The 13,531-nt window shown below is 55.2% G+C and carries 14 protein-coding genes; 6 read left to right on the forward strand and 8 right to left on the reverse strand.

Annotation, left to right across the window (positions count from 1 at the left end; genetic code table 11):
• Nucleotides 1-33: 33 nt before the first annotated feature.
• The 5 genes from yigB to Dpoa2040_RS15095 form a co-directional block, all read right to left on the reverse strand.
• Entirely contained in the window at nt 34-750 is a 717-nt protein-coding gene (yigB, locus tag Dpoa2040_RS15075) for a 5-amino-6-(5-phospho-D-ribitylamino)uracil phosphatase YigB (protein WP_168641782.1), read from the reverse strand.
• Nucleotides 750-1,658 carry a tyrosine recombinase XerC gene (xerC, locus tag Dpoa2040_RS15080; protein WP_042873269.1) on the reverse strand — a complete coding sequence of 303 codons (909 nt, stop codon included), beginning with the start codon at nt 1,656-1,658 and terminating at the stop codon, nt 750-752. Before xerC ends, yigB begins: the two co-directional genes overlap by 1 nt.
• Entirely contained in the window at nt 1,655-2,356 is a 702-nt protein-coding gene (locus tag Dpoa2040_RS15085; RefSeq protein WP_042873271.1) for a DUF484 domain-containing protein, read from the reverse strand. The genes xerC and Dpoa2040_RS15085 overlap by 4 nt, the downstream gene beginning before the upstream one ends.
• On the reverse strand, nt 2,353-3,177 hold the full coding sequence (gene dapF / locus Dpoa2040_RS15090; protein ID WP_042873273.1) for a diaminopimelate epimerase: 825 nt from the start codon (nt 3,175-3,177) through the stop codon (nt 2,353-2,355). Before dapF ends, Dpoa2040_RS15085 begins: the two co-directional genes overlap by 4 nt.
• Nucleotides 3,178-3,265: 88 nt before the next feature.
• On the reverse strand, nt 3,266-3,430 hold the full coding sequence (locus tag Dpoa2040_RS15095; protein ID WP_305792413.1) for a lipoprotein: 165 nt from the start codon (nt 3,428-3,430) through the stop codon (nt 3,266-3,268).
• Nucleotides 3,431-3,507: 77 nt separating this feature from the next.
• On the opposite strand from Dpoa2040_RS15095, the gene cyaY reads away from it, so the two are divergent.
• Nucleotides 3,508-3,828, forward strand: coding sequence for an iron donor protein CyaY (gene cyaY / locus Dpoa2040_RS15100; RefSeq protein WP_168641784.1), 321 nt, complete (start codon nt 3,508-3,510; stop codon nt 3,826-3,828).
• A 112-nt stretch (nt 3,829-3,940) separates the two neighbouring features.
• On the opposite strand, the gene Dpoa2040_RS15105 is transcribed toward cyaY, so the two are convergent.
• Nucleotides 3,941-6,499, reverse strand: coding sequence for a class I adenylate cyclase (locus tag Dpoa2040_RS15105; RefSeq protein WP_168641785.1), 2,559 nt, complete (start codon nt 6,497-6,499; stop codon nt 3,941-3,943).
• Nucleotides 6,500-6,826: 327 nt separating this feature from the next.
• Here Dpoa2040_RS15105 and hemC point away from each other — a divergent pair, with 327 nt between their 5' ends.
• The 5 genes from hemC (at nt 6,827) to Dpoa2040_RS15130 (ending at nt 11,262) form a co-directional block, all read left to right on the forward strand.
• Nucleotides 6,827-7,765 carry a hydroxymethylbilane synthase gene (gene hemC / locus Dpoa2040_RS15110; RefSeq protein ID WP_146410974.1) on the forward strand — a complete coding sequence of 313 codons (939 nt, stop codon included), beginning with the start codon at nt 6,827-6,829 and terminating at the stop codon, nt 7,763-7,765.
• Complete coding sequence (hemD, locus tag Dpoa2040_RS15115; protein ID WP_168641786.1) at nt 7,762-8,502, forward strand: uroporphyrinogen-III synthase; 741 nt, start codon at nt 7,762-7,764, stop codon at nt 8,500-8,502. Before hemC ends, hemD begins: the two co-directional genes overlap by 4 nt.
• A 78-nt stretch (nt 8,503-8,580) precedes the next feature.
• Nucleotides 8,581-9,708: a uroporphyrinogen-III C-methyltransferase gene (gene hemX / locus Dpoa2040_RS15120; protein ID WP_168641787.1), complete on the forward strand. Its 1,128-nt coding sequence runs from the start codon at nt 8,581-8,583 to the stop codon at nt 9,706-9,708.
• A 2-nt stretch (nt 9,709-9,710) separates the two neighbouring features.
• Entirely contained in the window at nt 9,711-10,907 is a 1,197-nt protein-coding gene (gene hemY, locus Dpoa2040_RS15125) for a protoheme IX biogenesis protein HemY (RefSeq protein WP_168641788.1), read from the forward strand.
• Between the two features lie 217 nt (nt 10,908-11,124).
• The gene (locus Dpoa2040_RS15130) at nt 11,125-11,262 is read left to right on the forward strand and encodes a hypothetical protein (protein WP_168641789.1); all 138 of its coding nucleotides are present in this window, start codon (nt 11,125-11,127) and stop codon (nt 11,260-11,262) included.
• A 279-nt stretch (nt 11,263-11,541) separates the two neighbouring features.
• Here the strand turns inward: Dpoa2040_RS15130 and Dpoa2040_RS15135 are convergent, their stop codons facing one another.
• Nucleotides 11,542-12,702 carry a M20 peptidase aminoacylase family protein gene (locus Dpoa2040_RS15135; protein ID WP_168641790.1) on the reverse strand — a complete coding sequence of 387 codons (1,161 nt, stop codon included), beginning with the start codon at nt 12,700-12,702 and terminating at the stop codon, nt 11,542-11,544.
• A gap of 65 nt (nt 12,703-12,767) precedes the next feature.
• On the reverse strand, nt 12,768-13,529 hold the full coding sequence (locus tag Dpoa2040_RS15140; RefSeq protein WP_042873288.1) for an amino acid ABC transporter ATP-binding protein: 762 nt from the start codon (nt 13,527-13,529) through the stop codon (nt 12,768-12,770).
• Nucleotides 13,530-13,531: the final 2 nt, after the last annotated feature.

Raw genomic sequence — 13,531 nt, forward strand, 5'->3', positions numbered from 1 at the left:
CCACTGGTTATCTATACAGTAAAAATAGCAGAATTATAGCAATGTGGTTAGCGATGCCAAACTGAAAATTTCCACATGCGGCAGTAGTCGGGAATCGTGGATCTGCATCAGGTTACCGTCATGCAGGTTAATCCAGCAGGATTGTACGCCGCTGCGAATCGCCCCCGCTACGTCGGTGGTCAGATCATCCCCCACATGCAGCAGGTTGTGCAACGGCAAATTCAACCGCTCGGCAGCCCGCTGATACAGATCACGGCAGGGCTTTGAGCGGCCATCCGGGCCGGCACGCAGAATAAACTGGAAATAGTCGCCAAGGCCGCAGGCGTGAGGATCGGCATTGCCGTTAGTGATCGCCACCAGCGGCCAGCGCTGCCCCAGCGCCTGCAATGTATCGTGGGTTTCCTGCGGCACGGTAATGCGGCTGCGCCAGCGGGCAAACTCCGCCATCACGGCATCCGCGCCGGTGGCAGCCTCATCCGGCGACATCCCTACCTGGGTCATCGCCAGATGCACGGAACGCCAGCGCCACTGCGTAACATCGTGATAAATCTCCGGCTCTTGCGCCAGCAGTGCCTGCCGCAACTGATGCAGACCCTCACTGCTGAACGCCTGCAATCTGGGGTCATAATGCTGCAAAAACCGTAATGATTCCTGCTCGGTACGCCGGATAACCTCATAGTTATCGTACAGGGTATCGTCCAAATCGAACGTGATGGCCTCAATTCGATCAAGCGGGCGATAAAAATACATCAGGATTTACCTCGTCTGGCACGTGGGTGCGCGGCATCGTACACCGATGCCAGATGTTGAAAGTCCAGATGGGTATAAATCTGGGTGGTGGAAAGGTTAGCATGACCCAACAGTTCCTGCACGGCACGCAAATCGCCGCTGGACTCCAACAGGTGAGTGGCGAATGAATGCCGCAACTTATGCGGGTGAACATGGCTGTTCACGCCCTGCTTGACGCCCCACTCGGCAAAACGCTTTTGTACGTTGCGCATTGAAATACGCTTTCCCAGGCTGGAGATGAAGATCGCGTCGTCTTCCGGCGCGTAAATATCCCGTATCGCCAGCCAGTGACGCAGCCAGGTGACGGCGGTCACGCCGACAGGCAGCTTGCGCTCTTTACTGCCCTTTCCCATCACCCACACTTCGCCGCTATCCAGGTCAATATGTCCACAGTCCAGCCCAACCAGTTCCGCTAAACGCAGCCCGGCGCCGTACATGACTTCCAGCATGGCGCGATCACGCACCGCCAGCGGATCGCTGAGATCGATATCCAGCAGGCGGCTCATTTCATCTACATCCATATTTTTGGGCAGATGTCGCCCGGCTTTCGGCGCGGGTACGCCGCGGGCAGGGTTGGCCTTGAGTTCACCGCGGCCTACCAGCCAGTCAAGAAAGCTGCGTAGCGCCGACAAACGCTGCGCCAGACTGGCCGCATTCAACCCATCACGCTTGCTGCGCGCCACCACGGCCCGTACACCGGCGGCATCCAGCGCCTGCCAGTCAGTCACGCCGGATGCCGACAACATCTCAATAATCACCTGTAGCTGATGGGCGTAGCTGCGTTGTGTCAGCGGACTCAGTTGCCGCTCAACCCGCAGATAACGCAAAAAGGCTTCGGCTGGAGCAGAAAGGGGGGAATCGGGGTTCATAGGCGTTCAATCCATCGCTCCAGCAATACCGGCACTATCGTCGCCAGATGTTGCAGCAGCTCAGTACCCATGCCGTCCTGATAGTGATGACTGTCACGGCTACTAAAAATCAACACCCCCAGATCGCCCTGTTTTCCCATCAGCGACAGCGCCACCGAACCGACGTGGCGCGCCTGCGGCAATAACAGCAACAACTCCGGGCCGTTCAGCGTGCCAAGATAGTGATGCCGTTCACCCAGCCGCTGGATACGCAACGGCTCGAACAACGTACGGTTGAGCGACAGATGGGTAAAATCGCAAGGCGCGCCGATACGCCAGCGGTCAGCAAACAGGCGAACAGATGCCCCCGTCAGCCCCAGTTGGCGCGCCCAACGGTATAATCGATCAAGCAGTTCCTGAAGTGAATCAGCCATCGATAGCGCCATCTGCAATTGCAGCAATTGGCTAAACAGCGCCTCGTTGCGAGTCGCCTGTTCCATCAACAACGCGATCTCTTCTTCCAAAAACTGAATGCGATTGCGCTGGCGGGCCAGTTGCCATTCCACCAGCGACACACTGCCTCGTACCGGATGCGGGATGCGCAGAGTTTCAATCTGGCGGGAATGGCGAATGAAAAAATCAGGGTGCTGGTGCAAATGCTGCAGCACCAGCTCGTCGCTCAGCACCTGACGTTCAATCTGCTCTTCCACGTTTTTCATAGATGAATGAATCCATCATAAACATGAGTAGCTGGGCCGGTCATAAACAGCGGGTGACCAGGACCATCCCAGTGAATCTCCAGTTCACCGCCCGGCAATTGCACGTTGACATCTGCTGCCAGCAGCCCTTGCTGAATACCTACCGCCACCGCGGCGCAGGCACCGCTGCCGCACGCCTGCGTCTCGCCCGCGCCGCGCTCAAACACGCGCAACCGGATAAGATGAGGGTTTACCACCTGCATAAAACCGACATTAGCCCGCTCAGGAAAACGTTCATGGTTTTCCAGCAACGGCCCTTGTTCCTCCACCGGTGCCGTATCCACATTATCCACCTGAAGCACGCAATGCGGATTGCCCATCGACACCACACCGCACAGCACCGTATGTTCAGCGGCGCGTAAAATATAGGTTTTTTCCGGCTTTACAGCGCGAAACGGCACCTGCTGCGGTTCAAAGTTGGGTTCACCCATGTTCACCCGCACCAGTTCATCTTCCGTTACCGACAACACCATACGGCCATTATGCGTACTGACGTTGATATCACGTTTACTGGTCAATCCTTTCAGGCGAACAAAACGGGCAAAGCAGCGCGCGCCATTACCGCACTGCGCCACTTCGCTGCCATCTGCATTAAAAATCCGGTAGTGAAAATCCAGCTCAGGATCGTAAGGCGGCTCGACGATCAACAGCTGATCGAACCCCACTCCGCAATGCCGATCCGACAAGCGACGGATCAGATCCGGTGAAAAATAGACATTCTGCGTCACGGCATCGACAACCATGAAATCATTGCCCAGACCGTGCATTTTGGAAAACTGCATTTTCTGACCCCGCTGCGTTAAACGGGCACGGCAGACAGGCTGTCGCAACCCGCGAGATTACCCTCAGTCACCCTGCGTATCGCGGCGGCTACTGCCGGACGGATGATGCTTGCGGAGTCTGGGTATTTTGCTGCTGCGTTTTTTTAGCCGGAGCAGGCTGCTCTGGCGGAAAATAGAGCGGGCCTTTTAAACCACAACCAGCCAGCGACAACACCAGCAGTGCCAGTGCGCCCTGACGAAAAAAAGTTTTCATTTCGTTAAAACCTGTCATTCAGAGACCTATGCTCTCTATAATCGCAGGTGGATCATGAAAATCAATAGGAATCGAATATGAACGATAGCGAGTTTCATCAATTGGCCGATGCGCTAATGCTGAAAGTAGAAGAAACGCTGGATCGGTTTGATAGCGATGCGGATATCGATTACGAAACCAACGGCGGCGTGATGACCCTGAGTTTTGAAAATGGCAGCAAGATCGTGATTAACCGGCAGGAACCGATGCATCAGGTCTGGCTGGCGACCAAAAACGGCGGCTATCACTTCGACTATCAGAATGGCCGCTGGATTTGTGACCGCAGCGGCAACGATTTCATGACGCTGCTGGCACAAGCCTGCTCGGAACAAAGCGGCGAAGCGATTCATTTCGACTAAAACAGACAGTGCGTTTCGGCTAAAACAACGTTACACATAAGGCAATGTTCCGCATAAAGTAAATTGGGGCGCTCTCGCCCCAATTGCCATACCGGGATATCTTCGGTACGAATCAGAGCATCTGTAGACGCTGACTCAGCACCAGATTTGCCTTCTCCTCAGACGAAGGCGTCACGCACAAATGCGACAAGGCGCTGCTACGGAATGGGATCACCTGGGTGCGACCGTCTAACTGGACAATCTGATAAAACTGCGGCAGGTTGAAATTGATGAAGCTGGAGCCGTAGGTAAAGCGATCATGCGACGAGGAGTAGAAGCGGCTGACATCGCGCACCAGTTCTTCCTTGCTGCCTTCGCAATGGTGATAGACTTCCACCCGGTTCGACTCGTCTAAAATATAGATATTGAAACCTTGGTTATCCGCTTGATCTTCAAAGAAGAACTGGATAATCCCTTCGCTGGCGACACCATCCACCACCGGCGGCAGGTGAATGTGATTGGTTTCCACCTGAACTGGCAGCCCTTGTAACTTGTTGTTGGAAATCGCGCCATAGAACTCCACCGCATTTTCCAGTTTCTGAGCCGACACGCTCAGGCGCTCGAAGAACAACCCCCAGGTTTCACCCGCGACTTTTACCGCCTTGAAGCGGCCAGGCTCCTGACGCGTGCTGGACAAGCGCAACTCAATACACTCAGATACCAGTTGCTGCACGCGGGTTCGAATTAACCCGCGTAAATGCTGGCTATAACAGAACACTTCCAGTGAATCCGGTAGCGCGGCGTCCTGATGCATTTTGCCAAGAATGGTTTTCAGCGCCTCCAGCATCGCCTGCTCGCCGCTGAAATGCAGGGTACGCACCTCATTCCACGAATTGCGGTACAGCAAATCGATACTGCCGACCAGACATTGCTGCTGCTGGCCGAAGCTAAACACATCCAGTTGGCGAAAATCAAAATGCACCACTTGATTGCGGAACGTCGCCGTCGGGTCATGCTCAAGATTGACGATAATCGCCAGATGGCGAATCTCACATGGGCTGTACAGCGCTTTCGGCGTGGGAGCTGGCACACGCAACGGGAAGTGACTGGACACATCCGATACCAACTCCTGCAACCGTGCGATATCACACAACTCATGCCCTTTGATGTGCACACGGGTGGATGATGTCAGCAGGCCGTTAAAATACGCCCAGGCCACCAGCTTGTTCAGGTAGCGGTTATATTCCAGCGGCTGATGGCTGACGATGGCGTCCATCGACGGTGCCTGATTGTACAGATACCAGCCGGAGCGGTTGGCGCGCCCTGCGGGAACATAAATAAAGGTCAGATTCGGCTCCGACAGGTCGGGCGAAATCTGCGGGTTAACCAGCGTCACTTTGCCGGGCAACGCCTCGAAAGCGGCATACAGCTTACGGGTCAGCACCCCGATATCCTGCGGACTGGCGCTGACGCTCAGATTATTGCGGCGGGCAAAACGGATCAGGTTGCGATAGCTTTGCATCATCGCATCCAACAATTCGTTGTGCGCTTCGCGCACCTGCCCGATTTTCCAATTGGCACGGTTGTCCAGCATCACCAGCCGTTCGGCGCTCCATCCCCATTCCTGCACCAGTTGCATCAGGATCTGGCGGCGCCAGGCTGTACAGGCACGCTCGCGGGAGAGCTTTTCACACACTTTGAGGTAGAAACAACGGCGCACCAGATCCAACCGGGTCTGGTCATTGATAGCATTAAGATACTGGGTGACGCGCTCCAGCATCATGCAGTAAGGGTCCAGCCCAAAAGAAACGATCTCGCCTTTATGCAGACACGCTTTGATCTCGCTCGACAGCAGACCCGTGTTAGGGTATTCCCAAGAGTAAGCTTCCAGCAGTAACGTTTTCAGCACCGCCTTGTAAGGCGAATCAATGCTTTTATACAACTGCCACAAGCTGGCGCCAAAATACTCTTCCGCCGACAGTGCGCTCAGGCCGCCAAGATCCAGCCATTCGTTTGGTGCCAGCGCACCACGGGCATACAAAGACAGCACATACTCATCGTAGTGCTCCTCTTCTTCTACCGGCACCATGTTCCACAGGATGCGCTTGCCCGCCATGCGCACCGCCGTGCGATAAAACTCATCCAACAACAAAATGTGTTGTGTAGAGCCGCAGTCTTCGCCACCCAGGCTACCGCTCTCGTTGTGGCGGAAACGGTTTTCATCCATCAGGAAGAAACTGACGTCTACACCCTGGCCTGCCGCCCATTTTTCCAACAATGAACATTTCTGCTGCAGACGCTGGCGCTCTTCGCTATCCAGCCAGGATTGGTGACAGACCCAAATGTCGAGATCGGAACTGCAACTCTGCCCGATGGACGAGGTGCTGCCCATGGAATAGACACCAGTGATCGGTAATTCGCCCTTGCGGTCCGGCGCAGACAACTCACCCCAGCGTAATTCCACGCTATCGAGATAGTGCTGCTGTCTTTCATCGGGGGAGAAAAGACAAATGCCGTGCGGAACTTTGCCTTCCAGATAACCAGGCATCAGCGGGTGATGATGATGTAATAAAACTGGCAAAAGACTGTAAACCTGCTTAAAAGCCGGTTTCATTGCTTCCAGAGCACGATCCACACGCAGTTGGTTGATCGCATCCAGTCTTTGCTTCAGTGTCTCGATGTAGAAGTACAAGACGTTTCGCCCGCTTATCCCAGTGCCTATAAAGAAGCCGTTGTTTTCCAGCCTGCCCAGAGTAGATATTGGAAGAATGACGGGCAGATTATTGCTGGAAACGTGATCAATTTAACACCTTGCCGAAAGGGCGTAAAGAAACTAAAGAAAGTCGGATTTGTTTATTGATGCTTCAGCATTGCACATATTATCGCCGCTCTTGCCGCTTGCGGCTATCCCGGTTCAGGTTTTAGTATTCCCCGCCCTCATCATCACAAGGGCCGGGCAACTGACACCAGCTTGCCTTCAATGGTACGATGGAAAAAAAGGATCAATACGGTATTAAGCATGGTAGACACTATTCTCAGGATCGCCACCCGACAAAGTCCGCTGGCACTATGGCAGGCCCACTTTGTGCAGCAACGGCTGGAAGCTTGTCATCCCGGTTTGCGGGTGGAACTGGTTCCGATGGTCACCCGCGGCGATGTCCTGTTGGATACACCACTGGCCAAAGTGGGGGGTAAGGGATTATTCGTCAAGGAACTGGAACTGGCGTTGCTGGAAAACCGTGCCGATATCGCGGTACATTCGATGAAGGATGTCCCCGTCGAGTTCCCCGAAGGGTTAGGTCTGGTGACCATTTGCGAGCGTGACGACCCGCGCGACGCCTTTGTCTCCAACCGCTACGCCACGCTGGATGAGCTACCTGAAGGCGCCTGCGTCGGTACCTCCAGCCTGCGTCGTCAGTGCCAGTTGCGTGCCCATCGCCCGGATCTGGTTGTCCGCGACCTGCGCGGCAATGTCGGCACCCGCTTATCCAAACTGGATAACGGCGACTACGACGCGATCATCCTGGCCGTCGCGGGGCTAAAACGCCTCGGACTGGAAGACCGTATTCGTACCGCACTTAGCCCGGAACAGTCGTTACCGGCGGTCGGTCAGGGCGCGGTTGGCGTAGAGTGTCGGCTGGACGATGCTCGTACCCGCGCACTGCTGGCACCGCTTAACCATGATGACACGGCAACGCGGGTGTTGGCCGAGCGCGCTATGAATACCCGGCTGGAAGGCGGTTGCCAGGTGCCCATCGGCAGCTATGCCGAACTGCAGGATGATACACTGTGGCTGCGGGCACTGGTGGGTGCGCCGGACGGCAGCCGCATTATTTACGCCGAACGACGGGGACTACGTCAGGACGCCGAAACGCTGGGTATCGACCTGGCGGACGAACTGCTTGAACGCGGCGCACGCGATATTTTGCAATCGGTTTATGGAGGAGCCTCCTCATGACGATTCTGGTTACCCGTCCCTCTCCTGCGGGTGAGCAGCTGGTAGCCCGTCTCAGAATGGCAGGCTTGCAAGCTTACCATAGCCCGTTAATCGAATTTTCTCCCGGCAGCGAATTGCCGCAATTGCCTTCCATGCTACAGGCTCTGCATCCCAGCGATGTGGTATTGGCCCTGTCTCAGCAGGTGGTGGAATTCGCCGTTCCGGTGCTGTCTCGCGCCGGAATGGAGTGGCCTACGTCACTCAGTTATTTTGCGGTAGGGCGCGCCACCGGGCTGGCGCTGCATACTGTCAGCGGTTTGTCGGTGCACTACCCGCCGGAGCGCGCTACCAGCGAAACATTGTTGCAATTACCCGCACTGCAACAAGTCGCCGGTAAACAGGCGTTGCTGCTGCGCGGCAATGGAGGCCGGGAACTGCTGGGAGATACGTTGCAGCGGCGTGGCGCGCAGGTCCGTTACTGCGAATGTTATCAGCGCACCCCGGTTATCTACGACGGCGTGGAACAATGTCAGCGTTGGCAACATCTTGGTATCGATACGTTGGTGATTACCAGCGGAGAAATGCTGCAACAGTTGTATAAACTGGTGCCTGATTATTATCGAACCACCTGGCTGACGGGTTGCCGGGTTGTGGTGGTTAGCGAACGCCTGGCTGGGGTGGCACGCGAGTTAGGCTGGCACGACATTCAGATAGCCGATAACGCGGATAACGATGCGCTGATGCGCGCACTACAGTAATGCCGCGTATGCTGCTACGCTGGCTGCAAAAGAATAACCCGGACAATTACCATTCCCCTGATCATAGGATGTACTCATATGACGGAACACATTACCTCCTCAACACCCTCTGAAGAGGTTGCCGAAAGGGCCGAACCCGCGCATCCGCAAAAATCGCCGCCTCCTGCCAGCACGGCACGCCATGGCCTTGTATTCGGCGCTATTGCTATCGTGGTTTCTCTGGCGCTGAGCGGCGGTGTTTACTATTACACCCACCAGCAGATGGCGCGCCAGAATGCTACGATGACTCAGTTGCAAGACCAGCTCGCAGCGCTGCAAAAACAACAATCACAAGCACAACAGCAATGGCAGCAAACGCTGGACCAGCAAGCCAAGTCCGTGAGCGCCGATGAGCAACGGCTGGCAACCCTGACCCGTCAGGCCGGGGAAATGCAGGAAAAACTGGCGACGCTCGCCAACAGCGACTCGAAAACCTGGCTGCTGGCGCAGGCTGATTTCCTGGTAAAACAGGCAGGCCGTAAACTGTGGAGCGATAAAGACGTCACCACCGCCGGTGCCTTACTTAAAAGCGCCGATGCCAGCCTGGCAGACATGAACGACCCTAGCCTTATCGACGTACGGCGGGCTATCACCCACGATATCAGTATGCTGGCGAACGTCAGTCAGATCGATTTCGATGGCATTATCCTCAAAGTGAACCAACTGGCCGATCAAGTGGACAACCTGCGACTGGCCGATAACAACACCGATGAAGCGCCGATGGAAGAAAGCGACGCGACATTGTCAGCCTCACTGAGCGAATGGCGGCAGAACCTGAGTAAGAGTTGGCACAAATTCCTGTCGGACTTCATTACCATTCGCCGCCGCGACGACAGCACCGAACCGCTGCTGGCACCGAATCAGGATGTGTATCTGCGCGAAAACATCCGCGCTCGCCTGTTAATTGCCGCACAGGCGGTACCGCGCCATCAGAACGAAACCTATCGCCAGTCGCTGGAAACAGCGGCAACCTGGGTACGAGCCTACTTTGACGAAAGCGACCCAACCACCAAAGCGTTTATTGATCAGTTGGATGCGCTGAGTCAGCAGTCCGTGTCGATGGATGTACCGAATGAACTGCAAAGCCAGCCGCTGCTGGATAAATTGATGCAAACCAGAGTCCGCAACCTGCTGGCGCAGCCGTCCGCCACCCCACAGGAGGGCTGAAGATGCTGAAGGTATTCCTGCTATTTGCAGTGCTGATAGCCGGCATCGTGGTAGGGCCGATGCTGGCGGGTCATCAGGGTTATGTGCTGATCCAGACTGACAATTACAACATTGAAACCAGCGTCACCGGGCTGGTGGTGATGCTGGTGCTGTTTTTGCTGGTTTTTCTGGCGCTGGAATGGCTGCTGCGGCGCGTGTTGCGCACCGGCATCCGCACCCGTGGCTGGTTCATTGGCCGCAAGCGCACCAGGGCGCGTCAGCAGACCAAAGCGGCGTTGTTGAAACTGACCGAAGGCGACTATCTGCAGGTTGAAAAGCTGTTGACCCGCAATGCCGATCACGCTGAACAACCGGTAGTGAACTACCTGCTGGCGGCAGAAGCAGCTCAGCAGCGCGGCGACGAAGCCCGCACCCGGCAATATCTGGAGCGGGCGGCGGAAATTGCCGACTGTGACCAGTTGCCCGTGGATATTACCCGCGTGCGCATCCAGCTAGCCCGTAACGAAGACCACGCCGCCCGCCACGGTGTTGATCGTCTGCTGGAAGTGGCGCCACGCCACCCGGAAGTGTTGCGTCTGGCGGAGCAGGCATTTTTGCGTACCCATGCCTACAGCGCATTGCTGGATATTCTGCCGGCGATGCGTAAAACCCGGCTGCATGACGAATCCTATCTGGATGAATTGCAACAACGCGCAACCATCGGCCTGATGGATCAGGCGATGGCGGAAGGCGGCAGTGAAGGGCTGAAAAAGTGGTGGAAGAATCAGCCGCGTAAAGTGCGTCAGGCGCTGCCAATGCAGGTGGCGATGGCTGAACGCTTAATCGTGTGCGACGACCACGTCACCGCACAGGACATCATTGTCGATGGGCTAAAGCAGCAATTTGACCATCGGCTGGTACAGTTGCTCCCTCGGCTTAATGCCGGTCAGCCAGAGCCGCTGGAAAAACTACTGCGTCAGCGTCTGAAGCAACACCATGACGATGCGTTGCTACACAGCACGCTGGGGCAATTACTGATGAAACACGGCGAATGGCAACAGGCCAGCGATGCATTCTCCGCCGCACTGGCACTGCGGCCAGATGCCTATGACTACGCCTGGTGCGCCGATGCTTTTGACCGCCTGAAGCGCCCCGAAGACGCCGCCCGTATGCGGCGTGATGGCCTGTTGTTGACGTTACAGCCCTCTCAGGATGCCTGAATGGCCCAAGCCGGCGCTATCGCGCCGGTCTTCATGCTACGGCACAGCTAACACCATGATTCAGCTAAATAATGGCGAAAAAAAACGCTTGCCGATCAGCGACAAGCGTGCAATAAAAATCAGGTCTGAAAGACAACTTTAGGGCGCCCCACTCAACATTACGTCCAGCCACTAATGAAACAGCACTTCATCAATGACTGGACGTCAGGCGCCGTAAATGGCTCTGCGTCATTCCCAGGTTTATGAAGCCGAAGCAAACATAGAAGGTGGAATGAGCATCTACGCCTATAAAAATGCATTAATGATGCCAACTTTTAAAAAAACCAAGAAAAAAACATTATTCATTGATAAATAAAGAATTAAATATGCCATGTCGTTGAATGCAGGAACGACTAACCTGCTGAAAAATCAAGCATTACTCAGTCATACTGTCGCTAAACAGAGACATTGCCAACACCCTCTTTCATAACCATTAATATTCAATAAGTTATATGTCTCCTGTCAGCGACATCAAAGCCCCCACCCTGTCGCTAAAAAGCCACAACTATTGCCCCATCGATAAACTCAAAACGGATAAATGCAAAACAGCCACGGGTAACCGTGGCCGTTGTCATCAATTGGGTTGACGGCTTAATCAGGCAGCCTGTGACAGTTGCTCCAGACTCTGCTTTGCCAGTTGATACAAATAGTGTGCAGTAGGAAACAGCGCCCGGTCATCCACCCGGAACTTAGGGTGGTGCAACGCGTAAGGGCCGCCAGACCCCACCATCATAAAGGTGCCCGGCAGTTTCTGCTGATAAAACGCGAAATCCTCACCAATCGGGCTGGCGTCAACGCGACGGGCCTCAAATCCTTCGGCATCGGCCACCTGCAACGCAAAATCCACCCAGCGCGGCGTATTCACCACCGACGGCGGCCCCGCGTGCCAGATAAACTCGATTTCCGCGCCAAACGTGCTGGCGATACCCGCCACAATCTGGCGAAAACGCTGCTCAATCAAGTCGCGTGCCGTCTGACTGAACGTACGAACGGTGCCTTCCACATAGGCGGTGTCAGGAATCACGTTCCAGGTGCTGCCACTGTGTACCTGAGTTATCGACACTACCGCATTGTTGTCTGAGGGTACTGTACGACTGATGATAGTCTGCACCGCGGAAATTAGTTGCCCCAGAATAATGATCGGGTCGTTGCCCTCATGCGGCTTGGCTGCGTGGCAGCCTTTAGCGGCAATCTTGATTTCGAAACGGTCCACTCCGGCGGTCAGTGCGCCGTCTTTACCGCCAATCACACCGACCGGTAACGTTGGATCGTTATGAATGCCAAAAATAGCACTCGCGCCGTCCAGCGCACCAACCGCGATAACCTCCGGTGCGCCCAACCCAGTTTCTTCAGCAGCCTGAAATAAAATACGCACGGTGCCTTTCAGCTCCGATTCGATGCGTTTAAGCAAAATCGCCGCACCCAGCGCCGCCGATGAGTGAAAATCGTGTCCACAGGCGTGCATCACCCCGGCATTTTTTGAACTGAATGCGACGCCGGACTCTTCCTCAATCGGCAGGGCATCAATATCGGAACGCACGACAACCAGCGGACCGTCTTGCAGGCCACCCACTTCCGCCACCAGACCGGTTTTCAGCGGCAGATCAAGTATGCGAATCCCTTCTTTTTCCAGTGCGGCACGGATTTTTTTCGTGGTTTCAAACTCGTGATTGGACAATTCCGGGTGCTGATGCAGGTCATGCCGAAACGCCTGAATAAACTGCGCCAACGGCGCAAACTGCGAATGCTCTTTCATGTCGGGGACTCCTCTTCTTCTGCCCTGAAATCACAGGACAGGCCCACAGGTGAATAGGTTATCGATCAGATATCGAACTCTGATGGTTCCTGAATCGTGGTGAGTTGCCGCAGGAAGCGACGGGTCTGCGGATTATCGGAGAAGCTGATCACTTGCTCCGCCGGGCCTTGTTCAACGATGTGCCCGTCAGCCATAAAGATCACCCGGTCAGCCACTTCTTTGGCGAACTGCATTTCATGGGTCACGATCACCATGGTGGTGTTCTGCCCCGCCAGTTTCTGAATCACCTGTAACACTTCATGCACGCGCTCCGGATCGAGCGCCGAGGTCGGTTCGTCAAACAAAATCGCCTTCGGCTCCACCGCCAGTGCACGGGCGATACTGACACGCTGCTGCTGACCGCCGGACAGCGTTACCGGGTACTGGTGCGCCTGCGGCAACAACCCCACCAATTCCAGCAGCGACAGCCCTATCTCGTCCGCCTGCTTTTTCGGCATCTTCTTCACCACAATCAGCGCTTCGGTGATGTTTTCCAACGCAGTTTTGTTTTTGAACAGATTGTAGTTCTGAAACACCATCGCCGTCTGACGCCGAAGCGCATACTCTTCCTTGCTGGTATAACGGCGGGTATCCAACGACTGCTCGCCGATAACAATCACCCCAGACTCTGGTTTTTCCAGCAAATTCAGGCATCGCAGCAGGGTAGATTTACCCGAACCGGAAGGCCCGATGATCGCCACCACTTCCCCCTTGGCGATATCCAGGCTGATATTGTTCAGCACCACCTGCTCGCCAAAACGTTTAGTCAGATTTTTTACACTAATCATGT

This window comes from Dickeya sp. CFBP 2040, assembly GCF_012273755.1.
GTDB lineage: Bacteria > Pseudomonadota > Gammaproteobacteria > Enterobacterales > Enterobacteriaceae > Dickeya > Dickeya poaceiphila.

Coding starts and splice junctions, on each gene's coding strand:
- yigB (WP_168641782.1), bottom strand. CDS start 750: ATGTATTTTTATCGCCCGCTTGATCGAATTGAGGCCATCACGTTCGAT.
- xerC (WP_042873269.1), bottom strand. CDS start 1,658: ATGAACCCCGATTCCCCCCTTTCTGCTCCAGCCGAAGCCTTTTTGCGT.
- Dpoa2040_RS15085 (WP_042873271.1), bottom strand. CDS start 2,356: ATGAAAAACGTGGAAGAGCAGATTGAACGTCAGGTGCTGAGCGACGAG.
- dapF (WP_042873273.1), bottom strand. CDS start 3,177: ATGCAGTTTTCCAAAATGCACGGTCTGGGCAATGATTTCATGGTTGTC.
- Dpoa2040_RS15095 (WP_305792413.1), bottom strand. CDS start 3,430: ATGAAAACTTTTTTTCGTCAGGGCGCACTGGCACTGCTGGTGTTGTCG.
- cyaY (WP_168641784.1), top strand. CDS start 3,508: ATGAACGATAGCGAGTTTCATCAATTGGCCGATGCGCTAATGCTGAAA.
- hemC (WP_146410974.1), top strand. CDS start 6,827: ATGGTAGACACTATTCTCAGGATCGCCACCCGACAAAGTCCGCTGGCA.
- hemD (WP_168641786.1), top strand. CDS start 7,762: ATGACGATTCTGGTTACCCGTCCCTCTCCTGCGGGTGAGCAGCTGGTA.
- hemX (WP_168641787.1), top strand. CDS start 8,581: ATGACGGAACACATTACCTCCTCAACACCCTCTGAAGAGGTTGCCGAA.
- hemY (WP_168641788.1), top strand. CDS start 9,711: ATGCTGAAGGTATTCCTGCTATTTGCAGTGCTGATAGCCGGCATCGTG.
- Dpoa2040_RS15130 (WP_168641789.1), top strand. CDS start 11,125: ATGGCTCTGCGTCATTCCCAGGTTTATGAAGCCGAAGCAAACATAGAA.
- Dpoa2040_RS15135 (WP_168641790.1), bottom strand. CDS start 12,702: ATGAAAGAGCATTCGCAGTTTGCGCCGTTGGCGCAGTTTATTCAGGCG.
- Dpoa2040_RS15140 (WP_042873288.1), bottom strand. CDS start 13,529: ATGATTAGTGTAAAAAATCTGACTAAACGTTTTGGCGAGCAGGTGGTG.